This window comes from Tabrizicola fusiformis (genome assembly GCF_013328815.1).
GTDB lineage: Bacteria > Pseudomonadota > Alphaproteobacteria > Rhodobacterales > Rhodobacteraceae > Fuscibacter.
The window spans coordinates 323,869-338,778 of sequence record NZ_JABUHN010000003.1 but is presented as its reverse complement, the minus strand read 5'-3'; the positions used below and the strand labels follow the sequence as shown (position 1 = coordinate 338,778).

18 protein-coding genes are annotated in these 14,910 nt (G+C 66.1%); 3 read left to right on the top strand and 15 right to left on the bottom strand.

Features of this window, described 5'->3' with window-relative positions:
* Positions 1-53: 53 nt before the first annotated feature.
* Genes HS053_RS06435 through HS053_RS06425 form a run of 3 tightly spaced genes read left to right on the top strand, consistent with a single transcriptional unit; the run spans position 54 to position 2,325 of the window.
* Positions 54-488 (top strand): PaaI family thioesterase, encoded by a 435-nt coding sequence (locus tag HS053_RS06435; RefSeq protein ID WP_174210386.1) that lies wholly within the window; start codon positions 54-56, stop codon positions 486-488.
* Positions 485-1,012 (top strand): PaaI family thioesterase, encoded by a 528-nt coding sequence (locus HS053_RS06430; protein ID WP_174210385.1) that lies wholly within the window; start codon positions 485-487, stop codon positions 1,010-1,012. Before HS053_RS06435 ends, HS053_RS06430 begins: the two co-directional genes overlap by 4 nt.
* Positions 1,009-2,325 (top strand): MATE family efflux transporter, encoded by a 1,317-nt coding sequence (locus HS053_RS06425; RefSeq protein ID WP_174210384.1) that lies wholly within the window; start codon positions 1,009-1,011, stop codon positions 2,323-2,325. The genes HS053_RS06430 and HS053_RS06425 overlap by 4 nt, the downstream gene beginning before the upstream one ends.
* Here HS053_RS06425 and HS053_RS06420 read toward each other — a convergent pair.
* The 15 genes from HS053_RS06420 to HS053_RS06350 all read right to left on the bottom strand — a co-directional run bounded on the left by HS053_RS06420 (position 2,306) and on the right by HS053_RS06350 (position 14,908).
* Positions 2,306-3,064 (bottom strand): TIGR02186 family protein, encoded by a 759-nt coding sequence (locus HS053_RS06420; RefSeq protein ID WP_174210383.1) that lies wholly within the window; start codon positions 3,062-3,064, stop codon positions 2,306-2,308. The genes HS053_RS06425 and HS053_RS06420 overlap by 20 nt on opposite strands.
* Positions 3,061-3,984, bottom strand: coding sequence for a sulfite exporter TauE/SafE family protein (locus HS053_RS06415; protein ID WP_174210382.1), 924 nt, complete (start codon positions 3,982-3,984; stop codon positions 3,061-3,063). The genes HS053_RS06420 and HS053_RS06415 overlap by 4 nt, the downstream gene beginning before the upstream one ends.
* A gap of 125 nt (positions 3,985-4,109) precedes the next feature.
* Positions 4,110-4,907: a purine-nucleoside phosphorylase gene (locus HS053_RS06410; protein WP_174210381.1), complete on the bottom strand. Its 798-nt coding sequence runs from the start codon at positions 4,905-4,907 to the stop codon at positions 4,110-4,112.
* 84 nt (positions 4,908-4,991) lie between these two features.
* Positions 4,992-5,960 (bottom strand): ABC transporter permease, encoded by a 969-nt coding sequence (locus HS053_RS06405; RefSeq protein ID WP_174210380.1) that lies wholly within the window; start codon positions 5,958-5,960, stop codon positions 4,992-4,994.
* Positions 5,960-7,054, bottom strand: a complete 1,095-nt coding sequence (locus HS053_RS06400; RefSeq protein WP_174210379.1) for an ABC transporter permease — start codon at positions 7,052-7,054, stop codon at positions 5,960-5,962. The genes HS053_RS06405 and HS053_RS06400 overlap by 1 nt, the downstream gene beginning before the upstream one ends.
* 1 nt (position 7,055) lies before the next feature.
* Positions 7,056-8,630 (bottom strand): ABC transporter ATP-binding protein, encoded by a 1,575-nt coding sequence (locus tag HS053_RS06395; protein WP_174210378.1) that lies wholly within the window; start codon positions 8,628-8,630, stop codon positions 7,056-7,058.
* Complete coding sequence (locus tag HS053_RS06390) at positions 8,630-9,625, bottom strand: BMP family lipoprotein (protein ID WP_174210377.1); 996 nt, start codon at positions 9,623-9,625, stop codon at positions 8,630-8,632. The genes HS053_RS06395 and HS053_RS06390 overlap by 1 nt, the downstream gene beginning before the upstream one ends.
* Positions 9,626-9,802: 177 nt before the next feature.
* The gene (rimI, locus tag HS053_RS06385; RefSeq protein WP_174210376.1) at positions 9,803-10,225 is read right to left on the bottom strand and encodes a ribosomal protein S18-alanine N-acetyltransferase; all 423 of its coding nucleotides are present in this window, start codon (positions 10,223-10,225) and stop codon (positions 9,803-9,805) included.
* Positions 10,222-10,827, bottom strand: a complete 606-nt coding sequence (gene tsaB / locus HS053_RS06380) for a tRNA (adenosine(37)-N6)-threonylcarbamoyltransferase complex dimerization subunit type 1 TsaB (protein WP_174210375.1) — start codon at positions 10,825-10,827, stop codon at positions 10,222-10,224. The genes rimI and tsaB overlap by 4 nt, the downstream gene beginning before the upstream one ends.
* On the bottom strand, positions 10,817-11,374 hold the full coding sequence (locus HS053_RS06375) for a NifU family protein (RefSeq protein ID WP_174210374.1): 558 nt from the start codon (positions 11,372-11,374) through the stop codon (positions 10,817-10,819). Before HS053_RS06375 ends, tsaB begins: the two co-directional genes overlap by 11 nt.
* 100 nt (positions 11,375-11,474) lie before the next feature.
* A complete protein-coding gene (locus tag HS053_RS06370; RefSeq protein ID WP_174210373.1) occupies positions 11,475-11,636 on the bottom strand; it encodes a hypothetical protein in 162 nt (53 codons plus the stop codon).
* Between the two features lie 132 nt (positions 11,637-11,768).
* Complete coding sequence (locus tag HS053_RS06365) at positions 11,769-12,815, bottom strand: hypothetical protein (protein ID WP_174210372.1); 1,047 nt, start codon at positions 12,813-12,815, stop codon at positions 11,769-11,771.
* A 30-nt stretch (positions 12,816-12,845) separates the two neighbouring features.
* Complete coding sequence (locus HS053_RS06360; protein ID WP_174210371.1) at positions 12,846-13,301, bottom strand: universal stress protein; 456 nt, start codon at positions 13,299-13,301, stop codon at positions 12,846-12,848.
* Positions 13,302-13,393: 92 nt separating this feature from the next.
* Entirely contained in the window at positions 13,394-14,035 is a 642-nt protein-coding gene (locus HS053_RS06355) for a dihydrofolate reductase family protein (RefSeq protein ID WP_174210370.1), read from the bottom strand.
* A 9-nt stretch (positions 14,036-14,044) separates the two neighbouring features.
* Entirely contained in the window at positions 14,045-14,908 is an 864-nt protein-coding gene (locus HS053_RS06350) for a branched-chain amino acid aminotransferase (RefSeq protein WP_174210369.1), read from the bottom strand.
* Positions 14,909-14,910: the final 2 nt, after the last annotated feature.

Below are 14,910 nucleotides of genomic sequence, written 5' to 3'. Positions count from 1 at the left end.
CCCCCTTGCATCTGTCGGGGCCCGCAGCCGAAGATGCCGCAGGAGACAACAGCATGAGCAATATCCTGACCATGGCCCGCCAGTTCATCGAGGCGCTGCCCCATGCCCGCGCGCTGGGCATGGACCTGACCGAGCTGGGCGAGGGGCGGGCGGTCATCTCGATGCCATGGGATGCGCGGCTTGTGGGCGATCCGGCGACGGGGGTGCTGCATGGCGGCGCGGTTTCGGCGCTGATGGATACCGCTTCGGGGGCGGCGGTGATGTGCCATCCGGCAGGGGTGCGGTCTACCGCGACGCTGGATTTGCGGATCGACTACATGCGGCCCGCCACGCCGGGGCAGCAGGTGACGGCGCGGGCCGAATGCCACCATGTCACCCGTTCGGTCGCTTTCGTGCGGGTGGTCGCGGTGGACGAAGATCAGAGCCGCCCGGTCGCAATGGGCACCGGCGCCTTTACCGTGGAATTGGGCCGCGAGGCCACGCCATGAGCGGCCCCCGCACCCGGCCCGAGCCGGTTCAGGTGGTCAAGTCGCGCCGGGATGCGGCGCTGGCATGGCTGTCCGAGGGGATTCCCTATGCGCGGTTTCTGGGCATCACCTTTGACCGGCGCGGCGATGAACTGACGGCGGTTTTGCCCTATGCCGACCATCTGATCGGCAATCCGACCATTCCCGCGCTGCATGGCGGTGTGACGGCGGCGTTTCTTGAAGTGACGGCCATCGTCGGGCTGGCATGGACCACGCTCTGGGAGGATATCGAGGCGCAGCGGATCGACCCGGCGGGGTTGCAAGGCAAGGAACTGCCGCCGCTGCCGCGCACGATCGACTTCAGCGTGGACTATCTGCGCACCGGCCTGCCGCGCGACGCCTATGCGCGGGCGCGGGTGATGCGGTCCGGCCGCCGTTATGCAAGCGTGCAGGTCGAGGCATGGCAGGACAACCGCGACCGGCCCTTTGCGCTGGGCACGGTGCATCTTCTGATGCCGCCTCCGCCCGGAAGCCCTGCCGAATGAGCGACATCACCCATCGTCGTGTGCTGAAAATCGCGGTGCCGGTGGTGCTGTCGAATGTGACCGTGCCCTTGCTGGGGGCCGTCGATACGGCGGTGATCGGGCAATTGGGGCAGGCGGCACCCTTGGGCGCGGTGGGGCTGGGGGCGGTGGTTCTGGCCACGCTTTACTGGGCCTTCGGGTTTCTGCGGATGTCCACCTCGGGCCTTGCGGCGCAGGCGCGCGGGGCGGGGGACGGGGCCGAACAGGCGGCGGTCCTGTTGCGCGCGATGATCGTGGCCATGGCGGCGGGGCTGCTCCTGATCCTTGCGCAGGCGCTGCTTTTTGGGGCGGCGCTGCACCTTGCCCCGGCGAGCGCCGAGGTCGAAGGGCTGGCGCGGCAATATCTGACCATCCGCATCTGGGGGGCGCCAGCGACGATTGCAGTCTATGCGCTGACCGGCTGGCTGATCGGGATGGAGCGGACGCGGGGCGTTCTCTGGCTGCAATTGTTGCAGAACGGCATGAACATCGCGCTGGACCTGTGGTTCGTGCTGGGTCTGGGCTGGGGTGTTCCGGGGGTGGCCTTTGCCACGCTGCTGGCCGAATGGTCGGGGCTGATCTTTGCCCTGTGGCTGGCGCGCGATGTGCTGGGCGCGGCGCTGCGCCCGGCGCTGGCGCGGCTGGGTGACCGGCTGGCGCTGCGGCGGATGTTCACCGCAAGCCGTGACATCATGATCCGCACCATCCTGCTGCAACTCTGCTTTACCACCTTCATCTTTCTGGGCGCCCGCGAAGGCGATGTGACGCTGGCCGCCAATCAGGTTCTGTTGCAGTTTCTGGAAATCACCGCCTATGCGCTGGACGGTTTCGCCATCGCCGCCGAAACGCTGGTGGGGCAGGCGGTGGGCGCGCGGGCGCTGGCGCCGCTGCGGCAGGCGACGCGGATTTCGATGCAATGGGGCTTTGGCGGTGCCGCGCTGATGTCGGTCGCCTTCCTGATCGCGGGGGGGCCGATCATCGACCTGATGACCACCGCCCCCGATGTGCGCGAGGCGGCCCGGCACTACCTGCCCTGGCTGATTGCCGCACCGCTGATCGGGGTGGCAAGCTGGATCTATGACGGCATCTTCATCGGCGCCCTGATGACGCGCGAAATGCTGCGCGCCATGTTCCTGTCGGTGTTGCTTTACACTCTGGCCGTTGTCGCGCTGCCGCTGGCCATGGGCAACCACGGGCTCTGGGCGGCGCTGATGGTGCTGAATGCGGCGCGGGGGCTGACGATGCGCGCGGCCTTTCCGCGCCTGTTCCAGCGGGTCAGCGCCGGAGCAGCCTGAACCCCGCCGAAGCCGCCCAGCCCGCCACCACCGCAAGGAGCAGCGAGGCAAGGCCGTAGGCCAGCGGCTCATCATGGGCGGTGTTATATAGGAAGCGCTCGATCCCGGTCTTGCGCACGTTGATCACGCGCTCCTGCTTGTCGATCACCTTGCCGCCCCGGGTCAGGAACAGGCGCACCCGGTAATCCCCCTCGGTCAGGTTCGAGGGTAGCACGACATCGGTGCGAAACAGGGTCTGTTCGACAAAGCTGATGCTGCCTTCGGACATGCGATAGCGGTCTTCGGCCATGCGGATCCGTTCCAGTGCGGCCACGAATTCGGGCGAATCGGCGGCTTCGGCAGAAATGCCGATGGCGCGGATCGCGTTGGACAGGGTGATGCGGTGACGCAGATCCTCGGTCGCAGAAAGGATATCCTCCAGCGGCGCTGTGGTGGCCACCGCATAAAAGCTGGGGGCGGCGTCGATGGTGACCGCCGCGGCATTGACCCAGATACCGGCCGTCCGCTCCTTGCGGCGAATGACCAGCGGCGTTGCCGGCCCCTCGACCGTGACGATCACTTCAAGCGGATGCCCCTTGGGCAGGGGGGCATCCCGGCGCACGGCGCCGTAAACCAGAATCTCGGACCCGTCGTATTGCGCCGTGATCGCCACGCGATTCTGGCTCAGACCCGCGACGATGGTTTCCGAGGCGGCAAGAGGGCCCGCGCACAGCAAAAGAAGAACGGCCCACCACCTCATGGCAGCACCAGAGGCGCGATCGAGTAAAGTTCAGCCGGGCGCAGCAAGAGGTCGAAGGCAATCTTCACCGCCACCGCCAGAACCAGAAGCGCCAGCAGGATGCGCAACTGTTCCCCCTTCAGGCGCAAGCCCACCTGCGTGCCGATTTGCGCCCCGATCACGCCACCCAGGATCAACAGCAGCGCCAGCATCATATCCACGGTATGGCTGTTCACCGCATGAACGACCGTGGTGAAGCCGGTGACGAAGATGATCTGGAACAGCGAGGTTCCGATCACGACCTTGGTCGGCATCCCAAGCACATAGATCATCGCCGGCACCAGGATGAAGCCGCCGCCCACCCCCATGATCCCGGCCAGAAAGCCCACCAGCGCCCCCACCGCCAAGGGCGGCAGCACCGAGATATACAGCCCCGAGGCACGGAACTTGATCTTCAGCGGCAGCCCATGCACCCAGGTATGGACATGCGACCGCCGCACCGGCACCGAACCAGCCCTTCGCGCGCGCAGCAGCGACCGCGCGCTTTCAAAGAACATCATGGCCCCGATCAGGCCCAGAAACAGCACATAGGACAGTTGAACGAACAGATCGACCTGCCCGAGCTGCGTCATCCAGGCAAAGACGCTGACCCCGCTCCACGATCCCAAAAGCCCCCCGGCCATCAGGACGAAGCCCATGCGGAAATCCACCGCCTTGCGCTTGAGCTGCGCCAGAACGCCCGAGATCGACGAGGCGACCACCTGATTGGCGCCGGTGGCCACCGCGATGCCGGGTGGCACCCCGATGAACAGCAAAAGCGGCGTGATCAGGAACCCGCCGCCCACCCCGAACAGGCCTGACAGAAAACCGACAACCCCCCCGATGCCCAAAAGCAGGAAGACGTTGACCGAGACCTCGGCAATGGGAAGGTAAAGCTGCATGGGTGCCTGTGGGGTTCGAACCCTTTGCCCCACCCATGCGCCGGGTCCGGCCCCAAGTCAAACCCGGGGCGACCTTGCGGGCAACAGCGGCGAAAACCGTGTTCCCGTTGCAATTCGGCCCTTTATCAGTCGTGATTTGCGAGGAAACGCCGCAGGATGCGCTCCAGCTTGGCCGCCCCCAGCGGTGCCATGGCCTTGGTATGCTCGTGGCTGATGTTTTCGTCCGACATTCCCGCCGCCATGTTGGTGATGGTCGAGATGGCGGCAACCTTCAGCCCCAGAAACCGGGCGAGGATGACTTCGGGCACAGTGGACATGCCCACGGCATCGCCGCCCAGAATGCGGATGGCCCGGATTTCGGCCGGGGTCTCGAACGAAGGGCCGGAATACCAGGCATAGGTGCCTTCGGGCAGGGCAATCCCCTCGGCCTCGGCGGCGGCGCGCAGACCGGCGCGCAGGTCAGGGTCATGCGCTGCCGTCATCGGCACGAAACGGGCATCCGTCGGCTCGCCGATCAGCGGGTTCAGGCCGGAAAAGTTGATGTGGTCGCCCAGCAGCATCAGGTCGCCGGGCCGGATATCCGCCCGCAGGCTGCCTGCGGCATTGGTGGCAATCAGCGCTTCGGCCCCAAGCGCCTTGAGCAGGGTCAGGGCAGGGCGCATCGCGGCGGGGTTGCCGCGTTCATAATAATGTTCCCGCGCCCCGAAGACGGCCACGCGCACCCCCTCAAGCGTGCCGATCACCAGATTCGGGTTGTGGCCCGAAACGGCGGCATGGGGAAAACCCGGCAGATCGGCATAGGGGATCGCCACCCCGTCCACCGCCTGCGCCAGATGGCCAAGACCCGAACCGAGGATCAGGCCGAAGCGGACCGGATCGGTCCCGGCACGGGACTGCACGAGGGAGAGAAGATCATCAGACATGGCATACCGCGTGTTCTGGGCTGGCCCCGGGGGTTTCACACCCCCGGAACCCCCTTGGGATATTTGGGACAGATGAAAGGGCGATTAGCGCTCTTTCACATAGGGCTGGCCACCGGCGCGGGGCGGGATCGCCTTGCCGACAAAGCCCGCCAGCACCAGCACCGTCAGGATATAGGGCAGCGCATCCAAGAGCGAGACCGGCACCTTGCGGCCCACCACGCCTTCGACCACGTCGGGGCGCAGGGCCAGTGCCTGAAAGAAGCCGAAGAGCATTGTGGCCCCCAAGGCCGACCATGGCCGCCACTTGGCAAAGATCAATGCGGCAAGCGCGATATAGCCGCGCCCTGCCGTCATCTCGCGGCCGAAGCCCGCTTGCAGGGCGGTGGCCATATAGGCGCCCGCAATGCCGCAGAGAACGCCGGTGATCGCCACCGCGGCAAAGCGCAGGCCAACCACCGAGACGCCCGCGGTATCCACCGCCGCCGGGTTTTCCCCCACCGCCCGCAGCCGCAGGCCAAAGCGGGTGCGGTAGAGCAGCCACCAGCTTGCCGGAACGGCGGCGAGGGCGGCATAGACCAGAATGGAATGGCCCGACAGCACCTCGGCATAGAAGGGGCCAAGGACGGGCACGCTGGACAAAGCCTCTGCGAAGGGCAGGTCGATCGGGTTGAAGCGCGCGGCCCCTTGCAGTGGCGGGGTGCGCCCGCCCTGTCCGAACAGCGCCTGCGCCACCAGCACCGTGATGCCCGAGGCGATGAAGTTCAGCGCCACCCCGGAGATAAGCTGATTGCCGCGGAAGGTGATCGAGGCCAGCCCATGGATGCCCGCAAGGATGAGCGAGGCGCAGATTCCCGCGCCAAGCCCGATCCAGACCGAACCCGACAGCGCCGCCACCGCGCCCGAGGCCATGGCGGACATCAGCATCTTGCCTTCCAGCCCGATGTCGAAAATGCCGGCGCGCTCCGAGAAAAGCCCGGCAAGGCAGGCCAATAGCAGCGGGGTGCCAAGGCGCAGCGTCGAGTCGAGGATTTGCAGAAGTGTTGCGTAATCCATCAGGCGGCCCTCGGTTGCGCGCGGAAGTTGAAGACCCAGGCCAGCAGCATTCGCACCATCTGATCCAGCGCGCCGGTGAAGAGGATCACCAGACCCTGCACCACGGTCCGCAGTTCAATCGGGATCGAGGTCCAGAGGCCCAGTTCCGCCCCACCCTGATAGAGAAAGCCGAACAGCACCGCTGCCAGCACCACGCCAATCGGGTGATTGCGCCCCATCAGCGCCACGGCAATACCGATGAACCCGGCGCCCTCGGAGGAGTTCTGCACCAGACGCCCCGCTTCGCCCATGACGTTGTTGATTGACATCAGGCCAGAGAGGGCGCCGGAAATCAGCATGGAAATCATGATGATGCGGAACGGGTTGATCCCGGCATAGCGCGCGGCGGGTTCCGATTTTCCGAAGGCGCGGATCTGATAGCCAAGGCGTGTGTGCCAGAGCAGCGCCCAGACCGCCACGGCGGCGGCAAGGGCGATGAAGAGGGTCACATTGGCCGGCACGCCCTTTTCAAAGATCAGGTTCAGGCCCGGAATGTGGTTCAGCGTCGGCAGTTCGGTTTCCTTGGGAAAATTCGCCGTGGCCGGGTCCATTTGCCCCGCCGGGCGCAGCACATCGACCAGCATGTAGACGATCAGCGCGGCCCCGATATAGTTGAACATGATCGTGGTGATCACGATATGGCTGCCGCGCTTGGCCTGCAGATAGGCCGGGATCGCAGCCCATGCGGCGCCAAAGGCCGCAGCCCCCAGACTGGCGGCCAGAAGTGCCACCGTCCAATGCGGCCAAGGCACCGCCAGACAGACCAGCGCCACGCCCAAGCCCCCCAGTTGCGCCTGCCCCTCGCCGCCGATGTTGAACAGGCCGGCGTGAAAGGCCACCGTCACCGCCAGCCCGGTGAAGATGAAGCTGGTGGTGTAATAAAGCGTATAGCCCCAGCCATAGGCCGAGCCGAGCGCGCCGGTGACCATGGTGTTCAGCGCCTCGACCGGGTCTTTGCCGATGGCAAGGATCACGAGGGCCGAGATCACCGCCGCGAACAGCAGGCTGATCAGCGGCACCAGCGCCACATCGGCCCATTTGGGCAAACGTTCCATCTCAGGACTCCCCGCTCATCCCGGCCATCAGCAGGCCAAGCTCGCGTTCATTGGTGGTCTCGGGGTTGCGCATCCCCATCAGGCGGCCGTCGAACATCACCGCGATGCGGTCCGAGAGCGACATGATTTCATCCAGCTCGACCGAGACCAGCAGGATCGCCTTGCCCTGATCGCGCAGCGCCACGATTTCCTTGTGGATGAACTCGATGGCGCCGATATCCACCCCGCGCGTCGGCTGTCCGATCAGCAGAAGGTCGGGGTTCCGCTCGATCTCGCGCGCCACAACGATCTTTTGCTGATTGCCGCCGGAAAAGCTCTTTGCGGCCAGCGTCGGGATCGGTGGGCGCACGTCGAAGGTGGCCATCTTCGCTTCGGTATCGGCGCGCAGGGCGGCGTTGTCCATGAAGAGGGCGTTCTTCTGGTATTTCGGGTCGTTGTGATAGCCGAAGGCCACGTTTTCCCAGGCGGTGAAATCTAGGATCAGCCCGTAATGGTGGCGATCCTCGGGCACATGGGCGATGCCCGCGCTGCGGCGGCTTTGCCCATCGGCGCCCTTGCCCGACAGGGGCAGGTCGGCGCCCTTGAGGGTGACCTTGCCCGAGGCGCGCATCATGCCGCCAAGCGCCGCCAGCAATTCCGACTGCCCGTTGCCTGCCACGCCCGCGATGCCCAGAATCTCGCCCGCGCGGATGTCAAAGCTGATGCCTTTCAGCCGTTCGACCCCGTGTTCGTCGCGCACTTTCAGGTTTTCCACCTGCAACACCACCGCGCCGGGGGTGGCGGGCTTCTTCTCGACCTCGAGCAGAACCTTGCGGCCCACCATCAGCTCGGCCAGCGATTCCGGGCTGCTTTCGGCGGTCTTGACCGTGCCGACCATGGTGCCCCGCCGCATGACCGAGACATTGTCGGTCGCCTCCATGATCTCGCGCAGCTTGTGGGTGATCAGGATGATGGTCTTGCCTTGGTCCTTCAGCCCCTTGAGGATGCGGAACAGATGGTCGGCCTCATCCGGGGTCAGAACCCCGGTCGGCTCGTCCAGAATAAGGATTTCGGCCTGCCGATACAGCGCCTTGAGAATTTCGACGCGCTGCTGATGGCCGACCGACAGGTCTTCGATCAGGGCATCGGGATCGACGTCCAGTTCATAGTCGCGGCTGAGACCGGCCAGCACCTTGCGCGCCTTGGCCAGCGAGCTGTTGAGCATCGGCCCGTCTTCGGCGCCCAGAATGACGTTTTCCAGCACCGTGAAATTCTGCACCAGCTTGAAATGCTGGAACACCATGCCGATGCCGGCGCGGATGGCGCTCTGGCTGTCGGGAATGGGGGTCAGCTGGCCGTTGATCAGGATCGCGCCGGAATCGGCTTTGTAAAAGCCATAGAGAATCGACATCAGCGTGGATTTGCCCGCGCCGTTTTCGCCGATGATGCCGTGGATCGTGCCGCGCGGCACGGCGATGTTGATGTCCTTGTTCGCCTGCACCGGGCCGAAGGCTTTGGAGATGCCTTTCAGCTCAATGGCATAGGCCGGGGTGGGGGCGGCAGTTTCCTGCCGCCCCGTATTGGCCTGATCGGCCATCAGAACGTCGCCGCCGGGCAGGTGTTGTCCGACATGTAGTCGTGGACCACAAGCTCGCCCGATTTGATCTTGGCCGCAGCCGCGTCAACCGCCGCCTGCATTTCGGGGGTGACCAGCGAAGCGTTGTTTTCGTCCATCGCATAGCCCACGCCGTCATTGGCCAGACCCATCACGTTGAACCCGGTCTTCAGGTCGGTGCCTTCCTTGAACGCTTCATAGACCGCGTTGTCCACGCGCTTGAGCATCGAGGTCAGAACCTTGCCCGGGTGCATGTAGTTCTGGTTGCTGTCCACGCCGATCGAGAGAATGCCCTCGTCCGCCGCGGTCTGCAGCACGCCCACGCCGGTGCCGCCAGCCGCCGCATAGATCACGTCGGCGCCTTGCGCCTTTTGCGCCTTGGCCAGTTCGGCACCCTTCACCGGGTCGTTCCAGGCTGCCGGGGTGGTGCCGGTCATGTTCAGGACCACGGTGGCATCCGGCTTGACCGCCTTCACACCCTGCGCATAGCCGCAGCCGAATTTGCGGATCAGCGGAATGTCCATGCCGCCGATGAAGCCGACGGTGTTGGTCTTGGAGGCCAGACCCGCCAGCATCCCCACCAGATAGCTGCCCTCATGTTCGTTGAAGACCACCGATTTCACGTTCGGCTGTTCGACCACCATGTCGATGATGGCAAACTTGGTGTCGGGGAAGTCGGGGGCGACCTTGGCCAGCACGTCACCAAAGGCAAAGCCGGTCATCACGACCGGGTTGGCGCCCGATTCGGCCAGACGGCGCAGCGCCTGTTCGCGCTGGGCTTCCGACTGCATCTCAAGCTCTTTGTAGGTGCCGCCGGTTTCCTTGGCCCAACGCTCGGCGCCGTTGAAGGCGGCCTCGTTGAAGGATTTGTCGAACTTGCCGCCAAGGTCAAAGATGATGGCCGGATCGGCCAGCGCCATGCCAGAGGTCAGCGCCAGCGTTGCCGCGGCACCCATGAGGTGTTTCATCAGGGTCATGATTTTCTCCCGGTTACAGTATCCTAGGCCCCCCGTCCCGGGCGCGCGCGGCGCCGACTGCAAGGGGTTCGTCGGCAATTCAGGTCAGAACCTGTCCGAACGGTCAACAAGAATCTGACGGCGGGCCGGGGGCTTCGGAAGGGCGCGGCAAAATCGGGCGCGGCGCGGGAATTGGTTCTATTTTGGTTCCATCATGGCGCGGACCATGATCAGAGCATCCTCGGCCATGTCCGAGGGGTGGCGGTAGTATCCGCGGCGGATGCCGGCCTCGGCAAAGCCGGCAGCGGCATAAAGCGCCCGCGCGGCAGCGTTTCCGGCGGCCACCTCAAGGAAGCATGATTCGGCGCCACGCCGCGCCGCCTCATCCAGAAAGCCCGCGACAAGGCGGCGGCCGATGCCAGCCCGACGCTGTGCAGGATCGACGGCAAGGGTCAGAAGCTCCGCCTCTCCGGCCACGGCGCGCCCCATCAGAAAGCCCGCAGGCGCGGTCAGGCAGAAGACCAGAGGATCGGCCAGAAGGGCCACGATCTCGGCCTCGGACCAAGGGCGGGGGCTGGTGAAACAGGCGGCGTGCAGGGCCGCCATCGCGGCGGGGGTCATGGCAGGATGACCGGGGGCGGGTCCGAGGGCGGCGCCGCATCGGCGCCGCGCAGATAAAACGGCGCCGGGCGCGGCTGCGGCGTGCTAAGGCGCGACAGGGCAATCTCGGCCACCGCTTGCGCCAGCGGCAAGGCGGATGGCAGGCCATCCGGCGCCGCCGATCCGGTCACCGCACCCGCCACGGCAACCGGAAGCGGGGTGATCCGGGCCGGACCGGGTTCCGCCGCGAATTCCTGCACATAGGCTTCGCCGCGCCGGGCATCCTCGATCACCGTGATCGGGCGGGGCAGGCGATGGGCCAGCGCCTCAAGCCGGGTGACGCCGATGGCGGGAATGCCCAGCCCCAGCGCGAGGCCGCGCGCCGCGGCCACCGAAATCCGCACGCCGGTAAAGTTGCCCGGCCCGGTGCCCACCCCGATGCCCGCAAGATCGGACCAGCCGATGCCCGCCTCGGCCAGCAGCTCTTCCAGCAGCGGCATCAGCCGTTCGGCCTGCCCCTTGTCCATCGGCTCGCACCGCAGCCAGACCTGCCCCCCCGACAGCAAAGCGGCGGCGCAATGCGCCGCCGATGTGTCGAATGCCAGAAGGGTGTCAGGCCGCAACAGGGCGAACCTCGGTCACCTCGGGGATGTAATGGCGCAGCAGGTTCTCGATCCCCATTTTCAAGGTGAGGGTCGAAGACGGGCACCCGGCGCAGGCCCCCTTCATATGCAGATAGACCACGCCCCGGTCAAAGCCGTGGAAGGTGATGTCGCCGCCGTCCTGCGCCACGGCAGGCCGCACGCGGGTATCCAGCAATTCCTTGATCTGCTTGACGATATCGCCATCGGGCCCGTCATGCGCGGCATGGGCCGCCTGACCTTCGCCCTCGATCGCCGGGGCGCCGGACTGGAAATGCTCCATGATGGCGCCCAGAATGGCGGGCTTCACATGCTGCCATTCCACCGCATCCGCCTTGGTCACCGTCACGAAATCGGTGCCGAGAAACACCCCGGTAACCCCCGAAACCGCAAAGATCCGTTTGGCCAGCGGTGATTTTGCCGCGCCTTCCGCATTGGGAAAATCGGCGGTGCCAAGGTCAAGCACGGACTGGCCGGGCAGGAATTTCAGCGTGGCGGGGTTCGGCGTGGATTCGGTCTGGATGAACATGGGGCGCTTCCATACTATTCCAGTCGGATATGCGCCCGCCACGGTGTCAAGTCAAGGTCGCCGCCCGCGTCATACTGGCGTCACGGGCGGGGTGGGCGACCTATTCGGCGGTGTAATAGCCATACATCTGGTCAAGGGCGGCCAGCTTGCGGGCGACGCGGGGGGCCGGCTGCGTGGCTGCGGGCAGGGGGGGCGCCTCGGTGTAATAGGCAAGTCCGGGCACTTCAACGGCGACGGGCTTTTGCGGGACGAGGATGCACATGGTTTTTCCTTTCTGCATCTCCTCCCTGACCGAAGCCTAGCACGGATGCTGCATCGCAGCAACGCACTCTGCCGGCATGGCGCCATGCGCCGGGCGACTGCCTGACGTTGCGTTGCCGGTCTTGCCTTTTCGTCAGGGTCTGCGGGCCAGCGCCCGTTGCAGATCGAAGCCCAGCCGCCAGTCGTCGGCCAGTTCCGGCCAGCTCGCCAGCCGGTCGATGATGGCTTCAATCCCGGGCGGTTCCGGGCCGCGCAGCCAGGCCGAGCCCAGCACATCGCCCAGCACCGCCAGCGCCTTGGCCCGTCGCTCTGGCTCATGCGGCAGGGGCAGCAGCGCCTCAAGCCGCTGTGCCAGCATCGCGCCGGTGCTGGTATCCAGCCCCAGATCGTCCCAGAGCAGCTTGCGCGCACCAAAGCCCGGGCCAGCATCGCCCCAGTCGGGCGGGGTCTGGCTGTGCAACTGTCGGGGGAAGGCCAGCAGGCTGCCCGGCGCCCCCCAATAGCCGAAACCGGGAACCGGGACCGGATGCAGGAAAGGCGCCGCCGTCACCCCGGTTTGGCGCAGCACCGGGCGCCACTCCGCCCCGTCGCGCAGATAGAACGCCAACCGCGAGGCGCCCACCGCATCCGCCCAAGGTGCGCGTTGCAGTCGCCCGGTCGAGGCCATGCTGTCCACCGGCCCCAGCACCAGAAGCGCCGCGGCTTGCGACAGCGGCGCCGGGGCGCTGACCAGACACAGGCCCGTCGCCGCCGCGGCCTGCAACATCAGCGCGTTCGAGGCGCCATCCAGATTGTCGGCGCCCCAGGGCCGGGCAATCTCGCCTTCTTGGGTGACGGCAACTTCAGGGCAGGTCGCCCGCGGTTCCAGCCAATAGGCGGTGGCCGGAACATCGCCCGGCGGATCGGCAACGGCGCTGCCCCATGGCAGGGGGGCAAGCGTCACCCGGTCTGCCGCTCCGCTGCCCAGCAGCAGGGCGCAGATCGCGTTGCAGCCGGGCGGCTGCGCCCGGCCGGTGTCCACCTCCAGCACCGCCAGATTTCGCAACACCGCAGGGTCAAGGCCCGGTTGCAGCGGCAGATCATGCTGCGACAGCGCCGCCGCCTCGCGCATAATGCGGGTGTTCTGCGCGCCCTGAGCGCCGATCGACAGTGCAATCACAAGCCCCGCAATCAGCAGCATTCTTCCCCTCATGCCCGGTGCAGGTTCCGCTCAGGTGATGCTTTCCAGCCGTTCCTTCGACATGTCGCCCGGAACGATGGTCATCGGGATCGGCAGGCTACCCGAGCTGCGGGTCAGATGCGTCACCAGCGGGCCGGGGCCGCCCTTTTCGCTGCCCGCGCCCAGAACCAGCACGCCCACCTCGGGATCGGCGCGGACCTGTGCCAGAATCTCGGCCACCGGGTCGCCCTCACGCACCACAAGCTCGGGGTTCACGCCCTGCTTGTCGCGCATCCATTTGGCGAAAACTTCGAAATGCGCCTCGATCCGCTCGCGCGCTTCGGCACGCATCAGATCGGCGACGCCCATCCAGTGCTGATATTCTTCGGGCGGGATGATCGACAGGATCTGCACCCCCCCGCCGGTGCGCGCCGCCCGCATCGCGGCAAAGCGCATGGCATTCAGGCATTCGCGGGTATCGTCCAGCACGACGAGAAACTTGCGCATTATTGCTCCTCTTCGCGCGGATCATGCCTCTTTCGGGGGGGCGAAGGCAAGGGCGTGCGGGGGCGGGCGTGGGGTGCCCGTCTCAGCCCGTCTCAGCCCCGGGTCAGGATCACATGCATCGCCTTGTCGGTCAGCGCCTGTTCGGTCACGGCAAAGCCGAGCGCCGGCAGATCGAAACCGTCGAGCAGGCTTTCACCGCGCCCCAGGAACACCGGCGAGATGGCGAAGTGCAGCTCGTCAATCAGCCCAGCCCGCAGATATTGGCGCACCGTGGACATGCCGCCGGCAATCTTCACGTCGCGCCCGCCTGCCGCCTCTTTCGCCCGATCCAGCACGGTTTCGATGCTGTCTGCGGTGAAATGGAAGGTGGTTCCGCCCCCCATCACCAAAGGCGGGCGGGGATAATGGGTCAGAACGTAAACCGGCGCGTGATAGGGCGGGTTCGGCCCCCACCAGCCATTCCACGCTTCGGCCGGCCAATCGCCGCGGATCGGGCCGAACATGTTGCGCCCCATGATGAAGGCGCCGAAACCGCGCATTCCCCTTGCGCAGAAATCATCGTCCACACCTTCGGAACCGCCGTCTTTGCCGATCATGTTCTGAAAGGTGCGGGTGCCGAATTGCCAGTCGTGCAATTCCCGGCCCCGCTTGCCCAAGGGATTGTCCAATCCCTGATCCGGCCCCGCGCCGAAGCCATCCGCCGAAATTGCCAGTCCTGCCCGCACCTTGGTCATGTCGGCCCCCTATCGTCCGCGCGCCGCCCAATCCCAGTAAAGCGCCCGGGCGCGGTCGGCCATGGCATGGCTGCGATACTCGGTTTCGTCAAAGCGGGAAACACGGGTGACCTTGGCGAAGTTGCCGGTCAGGAACACCTCATCCGCCTGATGGAAGTCGTCAAAGGTCAGCACCGCCTCGACCACCTCAACCCCGTCTGCGCGCAGATTGGCGATATGGCGGGCGCGGGTGATACCGGCAAGGAAGGTGCCGTTGGCGATGGGGGTAAAGGCCACGCCGTCGCGCACCATAAAGACATTGGCGGTGGCGGTTTCGGCAACATTGCCAATGGCATCGGCCACAAGTGCGTTGGTAAAGCCTTTGGTCCGCGCCTCGGCCACCATGCGGGCATTGTTGGGATAAAGCGCCCCCGCCTTGGCGTTGCAGACCGCCGTTTCCAGCACGGGGCGGCGAAAGCGGGTGCGGGTCAGCGTGGCGGCCTGATCGGCGGCGGGCATCGCCACCTCTTCCAGACAGATGCAAAAGCCGGTCTGGCCCGGATCGGGGCCGAGCCCGCCCGCATCCACGTCGATCCCCCAATACATCGGGCGGATATAGACCGACTGGCCCGGCCCATAGGCCGCAAGCCCCTCGCGGATGATCGCCTGCATGTCTTCGGGCGTGCAGGTGGGCACCAGCTCCATCGCCTTGGCCGAACGGTTGACGCGCTGGCAATGCAGGTCAAGGTCGGGCGCCATGCCGTCGAACCAGCGGGCACCGTCGAACACATTGGCACCCAGCCATGCCCCCTGATCGGCTGCGCGGATCACGGCAAGGTCGCCCTCATGCCAACGGCCCTGAAAATAGGTGCGGATGTTGCTGCCGGTCGCCATGT